The sequence below is a fragment of the Devosia marina genome (genome assembly GCF_009758415.1).
Classification (GTDB): Bacteria; Pseudomonadota; Alphaproteobacteria; order Rhizobiales; family Devosiaceae; genus Devosia; species Devosia marina.
On sequence record NZ_WQRF01000006.1, the window covers coordinates 20597 to 37506 of the forward strand.

Here is a 16910-nt window from a genome sequence, read left to right on the forward strand (position 1 = left end):
TGGCGAATTCACCAGTTGGCGATGCGCCCGTCGGGCAAAATGGCTTCGAGAGCGGGGATTTCTTCCTGCGCGAACGGATGTCGTGCCGCCTCAGCCTCATCGATCTCGATACCCAGGCCGGGCGCGTCGGGCACGCCCCATACCCCATTTTGCATGTCGAGCGGATAGGTCTGAGTGCAGATATCGCGGAACCATGGCACCAGACCAACGGCTTCTTCCTGGATGACGAAATTGGGCGTGGCGAGATCGAAATGCAATGCGACGGCGCCCGCCACCGGCCCCATCGGGTTGTGCGGCGCGATCCCCATATGGGCGGCTTCAGCAATGGCGGCTATCTTTCGACCACCGGTCAGCCCACCACAATGGGCCAGATCGGGTTGGATATAGGCCACAGCCCGCTTTTCAGCGAGATCAGCGAATTCTCGCGGCGTGAAGAGGCGCTCGCCGGTTGCCAAAGGGCATGCCACCTGGCGCGCCAGCTCGGCCATTGCGCCGACATCGCCAGGCTGAATCGCCTCTTCCACAAATAGCGGCTTGATAGGGGTGATAGCATCGATATAGGCGCGCGCTGCTTCCACGCTATCCGGACGGCCATGAAAATCGGTCATGATCTCAACGCCGTCGCCTACGCGTTCGCGGACCGCATGCGCGAGTTTTTCCACGTGGCGAATTTCGGGAAGGGGAGCTGTATATCCTGTGTAGGGGACGAAGCCGAGCTTGATGGCGTTGTAGCCCATCTCGACGGTTTCCTGCACCGCGTCGCAGAACGCGTTGACGTCGCTGGTGGGAACCTGGGCGCCGATCTTGGCGCGGCGCAGGTGGGTGTACACAGCCACATTGTCACGTACGCGCCCGCCAAGCAGGTCATGAACGGGAACGCCAAGCGCCTTGCCCTTGATATCCCAGAGGGCGTGTTCAATTCCCGAGACTGCACTCAGTCCGATAGCGCCGAGCGGCCAAAAGCTGAACCCGGTCATACGGCGCACGACATGCTCGATGCGGGTGGGGTCCTCACCGATCACGAAGGGCTCAAGGTCCTCGATCGTGGCACACACCGCGCGTGTTTTCCACTCGAGCGTGGCTTCGCCCCACCCGTAGAGGCCAGGTTGGTCCGTCAGTACTTTGACGAATATCCAATTGCGATGGATCGCGTTCACGACCACCGTCTGAACGGCAGTTATCTTCACTTCGGCCTCATTCAGGGATTGAGAGTTTGTGGTAGCCAGGTCGAAATTTCAGGGACGAGGCAGAGGATTACGACGGCTACGAGTTGAGCGATCAGAAAGGGCAGCAGAGCTCGCAGAAGCGGGATCATGCCAATGCTGCCCACACGCATGATGACGAACAGCACAACGCCCACTGGGGGCGTCACCAGACCGATTGCCAGTGTAACCATGACGATCATGCTGGCTTGGAGTGGGTCGATGCCAAGCGTGATGACCGCGGGCATGACCAGCGGCATGAATATCAGGATCGCCGCCCCGATATCGAGAAACGTGCCCAAAATGAGCATCAGCACGGACAGCGCAAGCAGGAAGAACAGTGGCTGATCCTGAAAAATGAGCGCCGCCTCGCGCACAAAACCGGAGATGCCCAGCAGATTGAGCGCATAAGACAGGATGGTGGCCGCGGCGACCAACAGATAGATCGTTGCGGAGGTGCGAGCGGCACGCATAAAGGCTTGCCAAAGACCGGCCATGTCCATCTTTCTGAAGACGACCACCGACAGGAAAATTGCGTAGGCTACGGCGATGCCACCACCTTCGGTGGCCGTGTAGGCGCCCATGACCATACCCCCGACAATGATCAGCGGGAGAGTGGCAACGGCGACGCCCTCGACGAGCATGCGCCAGCGGGGCCCATGATGGTCGGCGACACGCGGGCGCGGCAGGCGTCCCCGGACGGCATCAAAGAAAACGATGGCCGCGCAGGCAGAGCCCAGCAGGATGCCTGGTCCCACGCCCGCCAGGAACAGATCAATGATGGATACGCCCGTGACCGCGCCAATCAGAATGGCCAGACCCGATGGTGGGATGATGGGGCCAATGATCGAGGAGGCGACCGTGACCGCAGCCGCATAGGGGCGCGAGTAGCCTTCCTTTGGCATCTCCTGCATGAAGACCCTCCCCAACGCAGCCGCGTCGGCCACGGCAGAACCGGATATGCCTGCGAACAGGACGGATGTGCCAATATTGGCGTAGGCGGTTCCGCCGCGCATTTTTCGTGTGGCATTGGAAGCAATGGCAATGAGCCTGGTGGTGATGCCGCCCTGGCTCATGATTTCAGCGGCCAGAATGTAGAAAGGAACCGCCAGGAAAACGAAGCTGTCCACGCCCGTGAACAAACGCGTTGTCACGATGGACAGCGGAATGTCGGCGAGCAATACGCCCACCAGTCCTGCCAGCCCCAAAGAAAACGCGACCGGCACCCCGATCAGCAATAGAACTAGTCCGGAAAGAGCAACCCAGATCATGTCACTTCTCCGTCCGCCGCAGGCGATTTGCGGTGCTCGTCCCAGCCGCCGAACCAGGACAGTCCGATCTGGATGAGCAGTAGAGCCGATCCGACAGGAAGGGCCAAATAGGGATAGATCATGGGAATGCCCGAGGCTGGTGCGACCTGACCTGCGTTGCGTAGCGCGAGCGGCCAGCCATAAATCAGCACCACTAGGCAGAATATTGCGCCAAGCGAATAAAGGGCCGAACGCACCAGAGCGGCATAGCGCGGTGCTACCATGGATTCGAGGGTCTCAACCCCCATGTGTTCGATCCGATAGATGGCGGCCACGGAGCCCAGCATCATCAGCCAGATCATCAGGTAGCGCATCAATTCTTCGGTCCAGCTAAAGCCGATGCTGAAGGCATAGCGGCCCACGACCTGCGTGAGATTGAGCGCGGTGACGGTGATCAAAAGCAGCGTCGCCAGAATTTCGGTGGTACGGGCGAGCAGGAAGGCAGCGCGCTTCGCGAAAGCCTGCATTGCAAGTTTCCTTGAAAGCCGCGGGCCGATGGCCCGCGGCGGATGGGATCGCTTATTGGGAACCGTACATGCGGGACTTCACAGTCTCCACTTCGTTCAGAAGTTCATCGACCAGTTCATCGCCAACATTGCTGCGAATAAACTGCAGCACCGGTTCTTGCACCACGTCCCGGAAGGCGGCCTTTTCTTCGGGGGTGGAGACGTGGATTTCCATCCCCAGTTCTTCCTCCAACTGGCGGCTGTAGAGCCAGTCGCCCTCGGTCTTCTGCAGGTTCTCGGTCCAGGCGGCCAGCTTGGCGGCGTCCTGAATGATCTGCTGGTGGCCAGGAGAGAGCGATTCAAACCAATCGTTGTTGGCGATCACGACGTGGAGGCCGAAGGTGTGTTCGTTCAAAGTGTAGTACTTCTGCACTTCGCCGGCGCCACCGCTGTAGACCACCGCGGGCGGATTTTCCTGCCCATCGACCACGCCCTGACGCAGGGCCATGACCACTTCAGCACCGCTGATCGGAACGGCCGTGGCACCCAGCGATTTGACCATTTCCATATAGACCGGGCTTTCCATGGTGCGGATCTTGAGCCCTGCCATGTCGTCGGGATTGACGATCGGCCGCACATTATTTGTGAACGAGCGGAAGCCATTCTGCGAGAAGGCCAAAGCGCGCATGCCGGTCTGCTCCAGAATGTCCTCACGCATGGCATCGCCAAACGGGCCATTCATGACTTCCCAGGCGATTGGGGCGCTCTCAAAGATGTAGGGCACCGACCAGACCTGCATGGGTGGATAAAAGCCGGCCATGGCGCCGTCGGCCGGCAAGGTCAGTTCGAGGCTGCCCTGCTGGACCTGCTCGAGCATTTCGCGCTCGCCGCCGAGCTGATTGCCTGGGAAAAGGCGGACGGTGATGTCGCCATTGGTCTTGAACTCGACATACTCCTTGAAGCGGAGCACAGCGTTGTATTCGGGGTAGTCACCCTCGGCCACACCGATGCCGAACTTGATTTCGTCAGCCATACTGACCGAAGAAAGAGAAAGCACCCCCATCAGGGCGCCGATTGCGGAGCGGGTCATAAACATAGTTGTCCTCCCTAGAACGGCCTTATGGCCAAGTTGGCGGTTTGGTGGCTTCCGGAGCACCATCACCAACGATCATGCAATTCTTTAGATCATATGTAAAGGTGAGTAATGGAAGACGATGATGCGCAGGTGGCGATGCGTCCGAAAATGCCTGATCTTCTCTACGCCGTGATCGGATCGGCGCTTCCAACTGGCGCTACAAAGATCGCCGTCGACGACCTGGGACGACGGATTGCGAATGAGGTTTATCGCCCGGGCGAGATCATGCCGACAGAGCCTGAACTTGCGGCTTCATTGGGGGTCAGCCGGACCACAGTACGCGACGCGATCAAGGTTCTGTCGGGGAAGGGCATGGTGCGAACGGCACGCCGCTACGGCACCCGGGTGCGACCGGTAGAAGAATGGAGCCTTCTTGATGCTCAGGTTGTGGCGTGGCACGAGCCGAGCCATCCGAGGCTGCAATCCATGTTCGCCGAAACGACCGAGCTCCGAAGCATTATCGAGCCACAGGCAGCAGCACTGGCTGCGGTTCGAGCTACCGAAGCGCAGGTAGCGACTATCTCGGATGCGGCCTATGCAATGCATCCGACCTCTGGGTCGGTCGAGGACCTTTTCGACGCAGATTGCACCTTTCACGCTACGATTCTGGAAGCCACCGGCAATTTAATGATGAGACAACTACGCCCCATCATCCTCACCATGCTGTGGATTTCATATGAGTATGGCGTGTTGGCCAAGAGCCCTGAGCCGGTAACGCGCGAGGGCCACATCAAGGTGGCCGAGGCAATCCGAGCGAGGGATTCCATGGGCGCGGAAAGAGAAATGGCCCAGATGCTGGAATTCAACCGCAGGACCGCAGGTCTTGAAAATGCGGGGTCTGTCGGATTCTAGGAATTCGACCTTTTGCAAACCTCGCGGCGCTGGAGAGTTAACTGTTGTCGTGACACGGCACGTTGCTGGATGAGGAAGCTCCTGCCACAATCGTTCGCCCCATTGGCCGATGTTGGCCAAATATGAACGACCGCGTTCTCGTGTTCGCGTCCGGCTACGCCGACGACGAAATTCGGGAAGAAGCGCTTGCCACTTGGCAGGATCAACTGCGTCGCCCAACGCTCGTTTTCCGGATTGCGCATCCACCACTTGATGGTCCCGGTTTTGTCGCGGTGGGCAGTCCGTCCGGGCCGAAATAAAACTGCGGCACCGGTTCGTCTGCGACCACCCGCACGTGCCGCGATTGCGCGAGGCGGATGGCTTCCTTCAACGCATCGGGCTCACGCATGACCGCCAAGTCCACAGCCTGTTGATTGCCACTGAGAAGTGACCCAGTAGGCTGGGATATTTCCACCGAGATTTGACCCATGTTTGAACCTTGCCCAGGCTGTTGCAGCGGGGGCTTTGGAGTGATCGACATGGCGTTACTGAGCGTTATCCGACGCTGGCATTTTCGAGAGCATCTATCGATCCGGGAGATTGGTCGCAGGACCGGCCTGTCCCGGAACACTATCCGCAAGTATCTGCGCTCTGGCGGGATTGAGCCGCAGTTCAAAGTTCCCGATCGACCGAGCAAGCTTGATCCGTTTGCGGACCGGCTGGCTGCCTGGTTGAAGACGGAGGCGAACAGACCCCGCAAGCAGAAGCGGACCCTCAAACAGCTGCATGCGGATCTGGTCAGCCTGGGGTTTGACGGGTCCTACAATCGGGTCGCGGCCTTTGCCCGGGAATGGCGGGCGGATCGGCAGCGCGAGATGCAGACCACAGGTCGCGGCACCTTTGTGCCCCTGAGCTTTGCGCCGGGTGAGGCGTTCCAGTTCGACTGGTCCGAAGATTGGGCCATCATCGGCAATGAGCGAACCAAGCTGCAGGTGGCGCATATCAAGCTCAGCTATAGCCGGGCCTTTCTTGTCCGAGCCTATCTGCTGCAGACGCACGAGATGCTGTTTGATGCCCACACCCACGCCTTCCGGGTGTTCGGTGGCATCCCGCAGCGCGGCATCTACGACAATATGCGCACCGCCATCGACAGGGTTGGTCGCGGCAAGGAGCGGGACGTCAATGCCCGGTTCCTGGCCATGGCCAGCCACTATTTGTTCGAGCCCGAGTTCTGCAATCCAGCTTCAGGCTGGGAGAAAGGTCAGGTCGAGAAGAATGTGCAGGATGCCCGGCATCGGCTTTGGCAGCCCATTCCACGCTTCCCAACCCTGGATGAGTTGAACGACTGGCTGGAGAACCGCTGCGAGGAGCTATGGTCCCAGACCGCTCATGGCCGGATGGGCGGCACCATTGCCGATCTCTGGATGGAAGAAGCCCCAACCCTGATGCCGGCACCACGCCCGTTCGACGGCTTTGTCGAATCCACCAAGCGGGTCACGCCGACCTGCCTGGTGCATCTGGACCGCAATCGCTACAGCGTGCCCGCCTCCTTTGCCAATCGACCCGTCAGCCTCAGGGTTTATCCTGACCGGATCGTGGTTGCTGCAGAAGGCGGTATCATCTGCGAGCACCATCGGATCATTGACCGATCTCATAATCAGCCGGGCCGGACCGTCTATGACTGGCGCCACTATCTGGCTGTCGTGCAGCGCAAACCCGGTGCGCTGCGCAATGGGGCACCTTTTGCCGAACTGCCTCCGGCATTCAAAACGCTGCAGCAGCATCTGCTGAAGAAGCCGGGCGGTGATAGGGAGATGGTCGAGATTCTCGCCCTGGTCCTGCAGCACGATGAGGATGCCGTGCTCCTGGCCGTCGAGATGGCGCTCGAGGCAGGCGTCCCCACCAAAACCCATGTATTGAACCTGCTGCACCGTCTGGTGGACGGCAAGACCATCACGCCGCCAACCATCAATGCCCCGCAAGCACTGGCTCTGACCAATGAGCCCAAGGCCAATGTCGAGCGCTACGACGCCCTGCGCACAGCTTCGGAGGCCCGCCATGCGTCATAATCCTGCCGCTGGTGCGATCGTCATCATGCTCAAGAGCCTCAAGATGCATGGCATGGCCCAGGCGGTCGGCGAGTTGACTGAACAGGGCGCACCCGCCTTCGAGGCTGCCATCCCAATCCTGTCTCAGCTGCTCAAGGCCGAGACGGCAGAGCGGGAAGTGCGCTCGACGGCCTATCAGCTCAAGACAGCCCGCTTTCCAGCCTATCGCGACCTCAATGGCTTCGACTTCTCCAGCAGTGGCGTCAACGAGGCATTGGTGCGCCAGCTCCATCGCTGCGACTTCCTCCAGGACGCCAACAATATCGTTCTGGTCGGCGGTCCAGGCACCGGCAAAACCCATATCGCCACAGCCATCGGGATCCAGGCTATCGAGCATCACCACAAGCGCGTCCGCTTCTTCTCAACCGTGGAATTGGTCAATGCGCTTGAGCAGGAGAAAATGCAGGGGCGGGCCGGTCAGATTGCCGGCCGGCTCGCTTATGCCGACCTCGTTATCCTTGATGAGCTGGGATAGCTATGTCGTGCTTGAAGTCAATGAATCCGTCTTCATGGGCGATAGCGACCAGACCGTGCCGCGGGCCGTCGAGGCCCTGCGCGAACAGGGGCTTCTCGTCGCGCTGGATGATTTCGGCACCGGCCATGCCTCGCTCACCCATCTCCTCAGCTTTCCGGTCGATATCATCAAGATCGACCGTTCCTTTGTCGAAAGGCTGGGCGTTGACGAGCCCAGCGGCGTGGTAACGCGTGCCATTCTCGATATCGCCCGCCAGCTCGACATGCGGGTGGTTGCCGAAGGCATCGAAACCGGGCAGCGGGCCGACATTCTGGCACGGTATGGGTGCCATATGGGGCAGGGCTATCTGTATTCACGCCCCGTCCCGGCCCAGGACGTGACCCCCATGTTGCAGCTTTTTGGCCAGAAGCCCGACTTGCCCTGGCGCGTTTCTGCCAGCGCCTCGGGCTAGAGCAGGGCGCTCAGCACTGCCGCGGCCACGCCAACCATGGCAAAGGCACACGCAAAGCCCGATAGCACCATCAGCCGCCGGCGCTGCGCCGGAACGCCGCGCCGCAGTCGGGTCAGGTCCGAGCCGGACTGGTCGAGATCGAGATGGGTCATCTTGCCGCCTCCGCAACACGCCATTCCAAAGGGAACGCAATGTGTTTGCCGGGCAGCCGCCTTGCTGGGCCGTTTCTTACCCTTGATGGCATCGAGGATACCGCGAGCCTCCCACCATCCAAGCGCGTTCTCCCTTTGCGGTTAATTTGTTTCAAATCCCCAGCGATCCCATCTTGTATGGAAGATATTGAAACTACCTGATTAACGTGGCACAACCTCCCCCATGACCCAGCCAAGCCATCTCCATCCCGACCGTTTGTTTCCCGCCTCGGAGCCGGCGCGTGCCATTGCGCGCGAACTCTATGGCGCCGTCAGCGACCTGCCGCTGATCAGTCCGCACGGCCACACCGATCCATCCTGGTTCGCGCAGAACGGCCGCTTTGCCAGCCCCACCGCGCTGTTCCTGACGCCGGACCATTATGTGCTGCGCATGCTCAAGAGCCGCGGCATCAGCTATGATGCGCTGGGCATCCCCCGCAAGGATGGCAAGGCCATCCAAACCGATGGCCGCAAGGCCTGGCGGCTGTTCGCCGAGAACTACTATTTGTTCGCCGGCACGCCGTCGAAAACCTGGATCGACCATTCCCTGCATGCGGTCTTAGGCATCACCGAGGAACTGTCCGGCGCAACCGCCGACAGCATCTACGATGCCATCGACGCCAAGCTGGCGTCCCCCGATCTGCTGCCGCGCGCGATTCTCGATCGCTTCAAGGTCGAGGTCATCGCCACCACCGAATTCGCGCTCGATCCGCTGGCCCATCACCAGTCAATGGCCGAACAGGGCTTGATCGGCCAGGTCCGCACCACCTATCGCCCGGACGACGTCACCGACCCGAGCCGCGCCGCCATTGTCGAAAACCTGCACAAATTCGGTGAGCTCACCGGCGAAGACATCCGCAAATGGGACGGGCTGATCAACGCCCATCGCAAGCGCCGCGAATATTTCCGCAAATTTGGCGCTGTCGCCACCGATCATGGCGTGCCCACGGCCAACACCGCCGATCTGCCGCTCAATGAAAAGCAGGCCTTGCTCGACAAGGTGCTGGCTGGCCGCCACGACGCCAGTGACGCAGAGCTGTTCCGCGCCCAGATGTTGACCGAAATGGCGCTTCTCTCGGTCGAAGATGGCATGGTCATGCAGATCCACGCCGGTTCGCGCCGCAACACCGATCCGCTGCTGTTTGACGAGCGCGGCGCCGATCTGGGCGCCGATATCCCGGGGCCGACCGACTATGTCGGCGGTCTCAAGGCGCTGCTGAGTCGGTGTGGCAATGAGCCGAACCTGCAGATCATCATGTTCGTTCTTGATGAGACCACCTATGCCCGCGAACTGGCTCCCATGGCCGGCTACTGGCCCTCGCTGATGATCGGTCCGCCCTGGTGGTTCCACGACAGCCCGCAGGGCATCCGCCGCTATCTCGACCAGGTCGTCGAAACCGCTGGCTTCTACAATCTCGCTGGTTTCAACGACGACACCCGCGCTCTGCTCTCCATTCCCGCCCGGCACGATGTCTGGCGCCGCGAAGTCAGCGGGTTCCTGGCCAACTGGGTCGCCGAAAACCGCCTCAGCAAATCCTCGGCCACAGAAATCGCCAGGCATCTGAGCTATCAGGCAGCGAAAGACGCCTACAGAATAAAGTAGGATACGGCGCGGTCACGTCACCTCATGCTCTCGCCTTCAGAGGAGGGGCGCCTCGGCTGAGGCGCTAGTGTTCATCCCTCCCTCCCCTTGATGGGGAGGGTAGCGGCGCTAGGCCCACAGGGTCGTAGCGAAGGTAGGGTGGGGTGACCGCCTTCAGTCCTCACCTCAGCAGCGCCAGTTGGGGCACCCGACAAACACATTCCGCCTCACTTCCATCACCTTCTCGCGTCACGTGCACAGAACCGTCGAATCGTCTTCACGCTTCTGCTCTAATGGCGCAATGGTGAATCAGTCCCCCGTCGAAACGGCGTTGAGCCGTGCCATGATCCGTTGGTCCCTGACCAAGTCCACGCCTGTGGCGGAGACGCCGCGCAGTTGGATTTTCCGCGTCGAACAGAATGGGCGCAACTTCGCTGCCCTTAAAATTCTCAAGCGCGCTGTGTCTGAAGAGGAGGGCAGGGGCGCGCGGCTACTGTCCTGGTATGGAGGCGATGGCGCCGCCACGGTCTTCGACATGCATGGCGATACTATCTTCATGGAATGGCTCGACGGCGGCACCCTGGGCGAGGCGGCCCGCAATGGCCGCGACGCCGAGGCCACCACGGCCCTCGCCACCGTTGCGTCCAATCTCCACCGCCATCGCGCCGATGCGCCGGCCGATCTGCTGCCGCTGCGGCAACGCTTCCAGGCCCTGTTCGACACCGATGTGCGCGCCTGGCCCCATACCGCCCGCGATCTTTACGCGCGCTCCGCCGGCATTGCGCTGAAACTTTTCGACAAGCCCATGCCGGAGATTCCGCTGCATGGCGACCTGCACCACGACAATATCATCTCGTCTGATCGAGGCTGGCTGGCCATCGACCCAAAAGGTCTGGTTGGCGATCCGCATTATGAAGTCGCCAACGCGTTCCGCAACCCGTCCGGCGCCACCAAGCTGGCGGCTGATCCCAAGCGTATCAACGCCATGGCCGATGCTTTCGCTGCTCGGCTGGGGTTCAATCGCAAGCGCGTGCTCGGCTTTGCCGCCGCCCATTCGGGCCTTTCGGTCTGCTGGGATCTGGCCGATGGCAAACCCGTCACCACCGATCTTGCCATTCTGCCCAATCTCTTGAGCGCATACGATCAGGCCTGACCCCATGACTCGCTATACCCGCCGTGCCGCCCTGGTCCTGGCCTCCGCGTCCCTGCTCTCGGCCTGCGCTTCAACCATCCCACCCTTGCCCGCCAAGGTATCCGACCGGCCAGAAGACCTCACGCGCGACCAGATCGTGGCCACGGTCAACGCCGTCCGCCGCGCCAATGGCGCTGGCAATTGGCGCTATAACCCGCAACTGGAAGCGGCCGCACGCTCCCAGGCACGGCTGATGGCCAGCAAAGACACGCTCAGCCATGACCTCGGCGTTACCCTGCGCCAGCGCGTCTCGGAAGCCGGCTATGTTCTCGCCGTGGGCGAAAACGTAGCAAAGGGCTACAAGACCCTCCCTACCGCTATCGAAGGCTGGCTCGCTTCGCAGGGCCACCGCAACACCTTGCTGTCCAATCGCTTCACCGAATTCGGCCTGGCCTTTGCCCGCACCAATTCGGGCAAGCTGTATTGGGCCCTGATCGCGGGTGGCCCCTATGAGGCGTGGGTTCAGGCTTAGTGCCTCGCCGACTCCGGCGGAGCGATTTTAGGCGAAAAGGTCATGTGAGCTAAGCTCGAATGGCGGGGGCAACGGTCAGGGAACCAATTGTTCATCGTCTCCCTCCTCCTGGCGAAGGTAGGGTGGGGGTGTCTTGATCGCCTGTTCACCCCCGGCCGAACACCAGCACCGTCTCGACATTCCCGTCGCCGCCGGCAATCGGCGAAACCACCCGCGTCCGCAATGCAAACCCAGCATCGGTCACAAATGCCACTACCTCGGCCATCGCCCTCTCGGTCGCCGCAGCGTCGCTGACAATCCCGCCCTTGCCGACAAATTCTCGGCCCACCTCGAATTGCGGCTTGAACAGAATGACCGCATCGGCCGCCGGTCCACACAGGGCCAGCGGCGCCGCCAGAACCTTGGTCAGCGACACAAAGCTGACATCTGAAACCAGAAGGTCAATTGGGTCGGCAATGTTCTCTTGGTCGAGATCACGAGCATTGGTGCCTTCCAGGCTCACCACGCGCGCATCATCGCGCAGGCTCTGGTGCAATTGGTCATGCCCGACATCGACGGCAAAGACCTTGGCCGCGCCGCGCTCGAGCAGCACTTGTGTAAATCCACCTGTGGATGAACCGACATCAAGGCAGGTCTTGCCGCCAACATCGATTTTTCCGGCATGGAGCCCTGCGAGCAGCTTCAAAGCAGCGCGGGACACATAGCCTGCCGCCGGATCATCCAGGGCCAGCACATCATCTGGCCCCACCATCTGGTTGGGCTTTTTCGCCGCTGCGCCATTGACTGAGACCGTGCCACGCAAAATGGCATCGCGGGCACGCGCCCGGCTGGGCATCAACCCTCGTTGTTCCAGCGCCAGGTCAAGCCGTATGCGGCTCACCCCTTTACCATGCGCTCGATCTTGCCAAGCGCGGTGTCGCTGGCCTCCTCATAGGCAATCGTGCCTTGAAAGGTACCATCCGCGTCGATCAGGAACGTCAGCGCGGTGTGATCGACAAGATAGAATTCGCTGTCCACATCGCCCGATTTTTCCGAGAACACGCCAAAGGCGGCCTTGGCCCTTTCGGTTTCCTCGACACTGCCCACCAGCCCGATCACGCTGGGATCGAATCCTTCGACATAGGCCTTGACCATTTCCGGTGTGTCCCGCTCGGGATCGACCGTCACGAAGATGATCCGCAGTTCTTCTGGTGCCAGCCCGAGCTGGGCGCGCCAGGCCGTGGTTTCCGCCAGCGTCGTCGGGCACACGTCGGGGCAGAACGTATAGCCAAAAAAGATCAGGCTCGGCGTGCCACGCAGATCGTTCTGGGTGAAGCTGCCGCCCTGAGTGGAGGCCAGCGCAAACTCCTGCCCTGTCACGCCCAGCGGCCGCTGCGGCGGGCGAAAAGCATAAAGCGCCGTCGCCCCGATCGCCGCCACAGCCACCAGCACCCAGAGCACGATACGGAAATTGCGAAGGGTGTTGTTGGTCGTCATGGGCCTAAAATCTCGATGTCTCGGCAGACACTATTGCGCTCCTTCCCCTATCAGGAGGAGGTTGGGTGGGGGTATCCGCGAAAAGCCCTCAGCCCGCGTCCAGTGGTTCGGTCCCCACGGCCTTGCCTTCGCGATTGAGCGTAATTTTCTCGATCCGCGCTTCGGCAGTCTTGAGCAGCGCTTCGCAATGGGCCTTGAGGGCCTCCCCGCGCTCATAGATGGCGATCGACTCCGCCAGCGGAGCCTTGCCGCTTTCGAGCTTGGCCACGATCTGCTCGAGCTGTTCCAGCGCCGCTTCAAAGCTCAGCGATTTCACATCGTCATGTGCCGTGTCAGCCATTCTCGTCCGCTCGCTTAAAATTCGTTCATCTTACAGGTCCAGGAGGGTCGAAACATGGCTTCGCACGCCCCCTGCAAGTCCCTTGAGGTCATAGCCACCTTCGAGCAGTGACACAATGCGATTGCTGCAGCGCCTTTGCGCCACCTCCATCAACTTTGCCGTGACCCAGCCAAAATCTCCGTCCACCCACTCAAGCTGGGCCAGCGGGTCGCGGATATGCGCGTCGAATCCGGCGGAGATCAGCAGCAGGTCCGGCGCAAAGTTCTCCAGTGCTGGCAATATGATATCGGTGTAGGCCTCCCGCATCGCTTCCCCACCCGAATGGGCAGGAAGGGCCACATTGACGATATTGCCTACTCCGGTTTCCGAAGGGCTGCCGGTGCCGGGAAACAGCGGCATCTGGTGGCTCGACGCGTAGAACACGCTCGGATCGTCCTTGAAAATGTCCTGCGTGCCATTGCCGTGATGCACATCGAAATCGACAATCGCCACGCGCTCGGCACCATATTTTCGCTGTGCCTCCCGCGCCACGATGGCAACAGTGTTGATCAGGCAAAAGCCCATGGGCAGAGCGATTTCAGCGTGGTGCCCGGGCGGGCGAATGGCGCAAAACGCATTGTCCACCTCCCCCAGCAGCACCGCGTCGAGCCCCGCCAGCGCGCCGCCTAAACCGGTGGCCGCCACACCCATCGATCCATCCGAAATAAAGGTGTCGGCATCCAATTGCCCAATGCCTTCGGCTGGACGTGCGTCACGCAGGCGCGCGAGATAAGTTCCGTCATGCACCAGCTCGGCCAGCGTGATGTCGCCAAAGGGCGCATTGCGGCGCTTGAGCGCGGCAAACTGGGCCCCGGCCAGCGCCTCTTCCACCGCCCGGATCCGATCAGCGCGTTCGGGGTGCCCTTGCGGTGTCAGGTGATCGGCAAAATTGGGCTGGCTGACCAGAAGCGTCGTCACTTGGCTCTCCGCATGTTCCATCTCGTCTTGACGCGGGCATTCCCTGTTGTCAAACACCGCGCATGTCAGACCCGTTCCCCACGACCGTTGAACAAGCCGCCATGCTGCTGCGCGCCGGGCAGCTCTGCGCTTTCCCCACCGAGACGGTTTATGGGCTTGGCGCCGATGCCACCAATCCCGATGCCGTGCTGGCCATCTATGAGACCAAGGGCCGGCCGCGCTTCAACCCGTTGATCGTGCATTGCGCCGATCTGACCATGGCAGAGCGCTTTGCGGAGTTCTCGCCCCTGGCGCGTCTACTGGCAGAAGCCTTCTGGCCCGGACCGCTCAGCATCGTCCTGCCGCTTCGCCCGGGACACGGGCTTACTGACATTGTCACGGCCGGCCTGGATACGGTTGCCTTGCGTGTGCCCGACCACCCCCTGGCGCTTGAACTTTTGCGCGCCGCAGACCGGCCTCTTGCCGCACCATCCGCCAATCCCTCGGGCAAGCTCTCACCCACGGCGGCCGAACAGGTCCACAAGGGCTTTGCCGGCAAAGTCCCCGTGCTCGATGGCGGCCCCTGCAAGGCGGGCGTTGAATCCACAATTCTTGCGGTGGACGCAGACAGGCTGGTTCAGCTCCGCGCTGGCGCGCTTTCTCGTCAGGAGATCGAGGACGCCATCGGCCGGCAGGTGGAACAGGTCGAAGCGGGCGCAGCGATATCGGCGCCCGGCATGCTGCTCAGCCACTATGCGCCCAATGCGGGCATTCGCCTCAACACCACCCCGATGCCGGGCGAGGCCTATCTGGCCTTCGGTCCCCTGGCCCCGCATAATAGTCTTGTGCGCAACCTCTCAGAAGGTGAAGACCTGCACGAGGCCGCCCGCAACCTCTTTTCCATGCTGCACGAACTCGATGCCATGGGCGCCCAGATGATCGCCGTCGCGCCCATCCCCGAAACGGGTCTGGGCGAGGCGATCAACGATCGTTTGAGGCGGGCCGCAGCGCCGCGTACCTAGTCGCGCACCTTGTACGGATTCTGATCGCGCATGAAACGCGCCAGCGCTTCCAGATCCGCATCGCCGCCCGGCGGCAGCACCACGCGAATATTCACATAGAGATCGCCATCACCATAGAGCCCCTTGCCCTTGAGGCGCAGGGCCTTTGAAGTGTCCATGCCCGGGGGCAGGGTGAGCTCCACCGAACCATCCAGCGTCGGCACGCGCACCTTGGCGCCCAGCACCGCTTCGTAAAGCGTTACCGGCACATCGGTGCGCACGTCATGCCCATCCTTGCGGAAAGTCTTCGACTTTTCGAAACGCACTGTCACCAGCGCGTCGCCCGGTTCCCCATAGGGGCTTGGCGAGCCCTGGCCCTTGAGGCGAATCTGCTGACCTTCCTCGACCTTTTCAGGCAGCTTGACCGAGAGCACCTTGCCGCTCGGCATGCGCACCGGTACGGAGGCCGCCTTGTGCGCGTCTTCGAGCGATATGGTGACATTGACGACCACGTCGTCGCCCTTGCCCATGCGGCCGCCAGCGCCGCCGGTGGCAGTGCCGGTAAACGGGTCCCACTGTGCGCCGCCCGCAGCGCCGCGCGCACCTGCGCCGCCGCGAGGCTGTCCGCCAAAACCGCTCATGAACTCCTTGAGAATATCCTCGGCGGAAAAGCCACCCGCACCGGCACCGGCACCGGGCCGGGCACCCCCGCGCGCACCGCCAAAGCCGCCATTGCCGAAGCCGGCAAAGCGCGGATTGCCGTCAGCGTCGATTTCGCCGCGGTCAAATTGTCCCCTCTTTTCGCTGTCGTTAAGCAGGTCATAGGCATGCGTCGCCTCGGCAAACTTGCCGTGCGCCGTCGGGTCGCCAGGATTTTGGTCGGGGTGGTACTTCTTGGCCAGCTTGCGATAGGCGGACTTTATGTCCTTCTCGCTTGCGGACCGCGACACCCCAAGTACGGTGTAAGGATCGCGCATTGGGTCCAATCTTTGTCTTGGGGCATTGTTCGCCCCTTAATTGAAGTCCTATATGGCCACGCCCCCAGCCCTTGTCCAGTTGTGGCACGGGCAACGCGCAGGAAATATCGCTATGTTGCAGACCCTGACCGAACGCTTGTTCGACGATACCGACCGCACCGACCTCGATCCCTTCGCCATCTTTGAGGAGTGGTTCGCCATGGCCCAGGACAGCGAGCCCAATGACCCGCATGCCATGGCGTTGGCGACCGCTGATACATCCGGCCTGCCCGATGTGCGCATGGTGCTGCTCAACCGCCGCGACGCCCGGGGATTCTGCTTTTTCACCAATTTCGAAAGCGCCAAGGGCAATCAGTTGCAGGCCAATCCGCAGGCCGCCATGGTCATGCACTGGAAGAGCCTCAGGCGCCAGGTGCGCATGCGCGGCCCGGTGGAGCAGGTGACCGAGACCGAAGCGGACGAATACTTTGCCACCCGCTCCAGGGGCAGCCGCATCGCCTCGGCCACTTCCAAACAGTCCAGGCCGCTGGCCAATCGGCAGCAGATGATGGACGAAGTGGCGGCCCTGACCGCCATGATCGGGGACGGCGAGATGAACCGGCCCCCACACTGGTCCGGTTACCGTCTGATCCCCACGGCCATCGAATTCTGGAAAGACGGCGAGTATCGCCTGCACGATCGTGTTCGCTTCGCCCGCGACCTGCCCGGCGCCGCCTGGACCAGCACGCGCCTTTATCCGTAGGTGGTCGCGGAATATTTGTTCAAACAAGCGAAAGACCTTGCCG

The 16910-nt window shown here is 61.5% G+C and carries 19 protein-coding genes and 1 pseudogene; 10 read left to right on the forward strand and 10 right to left on the reverse strand.

Annotated features, from left to right (window positions below; all coding sequences use genetic code 11):
• Positions 1–8: 8 nt before the first annotated feature.
• Genes dgoD through GO014_RS15305 form a run of 4 tightly spaced genes read right to left on the reverse strand, consistent with a single transcriptional unit; the run spans position 9 to position 4048 of the window.
• Positions 9–1187 carry a galactonate dehydratase gene (gene dgoD, locus GO014_RS15290; protein WP_343030985.1) on the reverse strand — a complete coding sequence of 393 codons (1179 nt, stop codon included), beginning with the start codon at positions 1185–1187 and terminating at the stop codon, positions 9–11.
• An 11-nt stretch (positions 1188–1198) separates the two neighbouring features.
• Complete coding sequence (locus tag GO014_RS15295) at positions 1199–2473, reverse strand: TRAP transporter large permease (RefSeq protein ID WP_157291171.1); 1275 nt, start codon at positions 2471–2473, stop codon at positions 1199–1201.
• A complete protein-coding gene (locus GO014_RS15300) occupies positions 2470–2979 on the reverse strand; it encodes a TRAP transporter small permease (RefSeq protein ID WP_157291172.1) in 510 nt (169 codons plus the stop codon). Before GO014_RS15300 ends, GO014_RS15295 begins: the two co-directional genes overlap by 4 nt.
• Before the next feature lie 52 nt (positions 2980–3031).
• Positions 3032–4048, reverse strand: a complete 1017-nt coding sequence (locus GO014_RS15305) for a TRAP transporter substrate-binding protein (RefSeq protein WP_207785204.1) — start codon at positions 4046–4048, stop codon at positions 3032–3034.
• Between the two features lie 114 nt (positions 4049–4162).
• On the opposite strand from GO014_RS15305, the gene GO014_RS15310 reads away from it, so the two are divergent.
• The 5 genes and pseudogenes from GO014_RS15310 to GO014_RS15330 all read left to right on the forward strand — a co-directional run bounded on the left by GO014_RS15310 (position 4163) and on the right by GO014_RS15330 (position 7958).
• The gene (locus GO014_RS15310; RefSeq protein WP_157291173.1) at positions 4163–4945 is read left to right on the forward strand and encodes a FadR/GntR family transcriptional regulator; all 783 of its coding nucleotides are present in this window, start codon (positions 4163–4165) and stop codon (positions 4943–4945) included.
• A 122-nt stretch (positions 4946–5067) separates the two neighbouring features.
• Positions 5068–5244 (forward strand): hypothetical protein, encoded by a 177-nt coding sequence (locus tag GO014_RS15315; RefSeq protein ID WP_157291174.1) that lies wholly within the window; start codon positions 5068–5070, stop codon positions 5242–5244.
• 219 nt (positions 5245–5463) lie between these two features.
• Complete coding sequence (gene istA, locus GO014_RS15320) at positions 5464–6993, forward strand: IS21 family transposase (protein WP_157291175.1); 1530 nt, start codon at positions 5464–5466, stop codon at positions 6991–6993.
• A pseudogene (locus GO014_RS15325) lies at positions 6983–7504 on the forward strand (ATP-binding protein); the annotation flags it as partial. The gene istA and the pseudogene GO014_RS15325, both read left to right, overlap by 11 nt.
• Complete coding sequence (locus tag GO014_RS15330) at positions 7494–7958, forward strand: EAL domain-containing protein (RefSeq protein WP_157291176.1); 465 nt, start codon at positions 7494–7496, stop codon at positions 7956–7958. The pseudogene GO014_RS15325 and the gene GO014_RS15330, both read left to right, overlap by 11 nt.
• On the opposite strand, the gene GO014_RS15335 is transcribed toward GO014_RS15330, so the two are convergent.
• A complete protein-coding gene (locus GO014_RS15335; RefSeq protein WP_157291177.1) occupies positions 7955–8110 on the reverse strand; it encodes a hypothetical protein in 156 nt (51 codons plus the stop codon). The two genes, GO014_RS15330 and GO014_RS15335, sit on opposite strands and share 4 nt — an antisense overlap.
• Positions 8111–8333: 223 nt before the next feature.
• Between GO014_RS15335 and uxaC the strand changes: the two genes are divergently transcribed.
• The 3 genes from uxaC (at position 8334) to GO014_RS15350 (ending at position 11395) form a co-directional block, all read left to right on the forward strand.
• Entirely contained in the window at positions 8334–9752 is a 1419-nt protein-coding gene (gene uxaC, locus GO014_RS15340; protein WP_157291178.1) for a glucuronate isomerase, read from the forward strand.
• Positions 9753–10074: 322 nt separating this feature from the next.
• Positions 10075–10884 (forward strand): aminoglycoside phosphotransferase family protein, encoded by an 810-nt coding sequence (locus tag GO014_RS15345; protein ID WP_157291179.1) that lies wholly within the window; start codon positions 10075–10077, stop codon positions 10882–10884.
• A 4-nt stretch (positions 10885–10888) separates the two neighbouring features.
• Positions 10889–11395 carry a CAP domain-containing protein gene (locus GO014_RS15350; RefSeq protein WP_157291180.1) on the forward strand — a complete coding sequence of 169 codons (507 nt, stop codon included), beginning with the start codon at positions 10889–10891 and terminating at the stop codon, positions 11393–11395.
• A 145-nt stretch (positions 11396–11540) separates the two neighbouring features.
• On the opposite strand, the gene GO014_RS15355 is transcribed toward GO014_RS15350, so the two are convergent.
• From GO014_RS15355 to GO014_RS15370, 4 genes are all read right to left on the reverse strand, one after another.
• Positions 11541–12230 (reverse strand): TlyA family RNA methyltransferase, encoded by a 690-nt coding sequence (locus GO014_RS15355; RefSeq protein WP_157291259.1) that lies wholly within the window; start codon positions 12228–12230, stop codon positions 11541–11543.
• A 41-nt stretch (positions 12231–12271) separates the two neighbouring features.
• Complete coding sequence (locus GO014_RS15360) at positions 12272–12871, reverse strand: SCO family protein (protein WP_157291181.1); 600 nt, start codon at positions 12869–12871, stop codon at positions 12272–12274.
• An 88-nt stretch (positions 12872–12959) separates the two neighbouring features.
• Positions 12960–13211 carry an exodeoxyribonuclease VII small subunit gene (locus GO014_RS15365; protein ID WP_116589375.1) on the reverse strand — a complete coding sequence of 84 codons (252 nt, stop codon included), beginning with the start codon at positions 13209–13211 and terminating at the stop codon, positions 12960–12962.
• 30 nt (positions 13212–13241) lie between these two features.
• Complete coding sequence (locus tag GO014_RS15370; RefSeq protein WP_343030987.1) at positions 13242–14168, reverse strand: histone deacetylase family protein; 927 nt, start codon at positions 14166–14168, stop codon at positions 13242–13244.
• Positions 14169–14230: 62 nt separating this feature from the next.
• Here GO014_RS15370 and GO014_RS15375 point away from each other — a divergent pair, with 62 nt between their 5' ends.
• On the forward strand, positions 14231–15169 hold the full coding sequence (locus GO014_RS15375; RefSeq protein WP_157291183.1) for an L-threonylcarbamoyladenylate synthase: 939 nt from the start codon (positions 14231–14233) through the stop codon (positions 15167–15169).
• Here GO014_RS15375 and GO014_RS15380 read toward each other — a convergent pair.
• A complete protein-coding gene (locus GO014_RS15380) occupies positions 15166–16125 on the reverse strand; it encodes a DnaJ C-terminal domain-containing protein (protein ID WP_157291184.1) in 960 nt (319 codons plus the stop codon). The genes GO014_RS15375 and GO014_RS15380 overlap by 4 nt on opposite strands.
• Before the next feature lie 112 nt (positions 16126–16237).
• Between GO014_RS15380 and pdxH the strand changes: the two genes are divergently transcribed.
• Entirely contained in the window at positions 16238–16867 is a 630-nt protein-coding gene (gene pdxH, locus GO014_RS15385) for a pyridoxamine 5'-phosphate oxidase (RefSeq protein WP_157291185.1), read from the forward strand.
• The last annotated feature ends 43 nt before the right edge of the window (positions 16868–16910 follow it).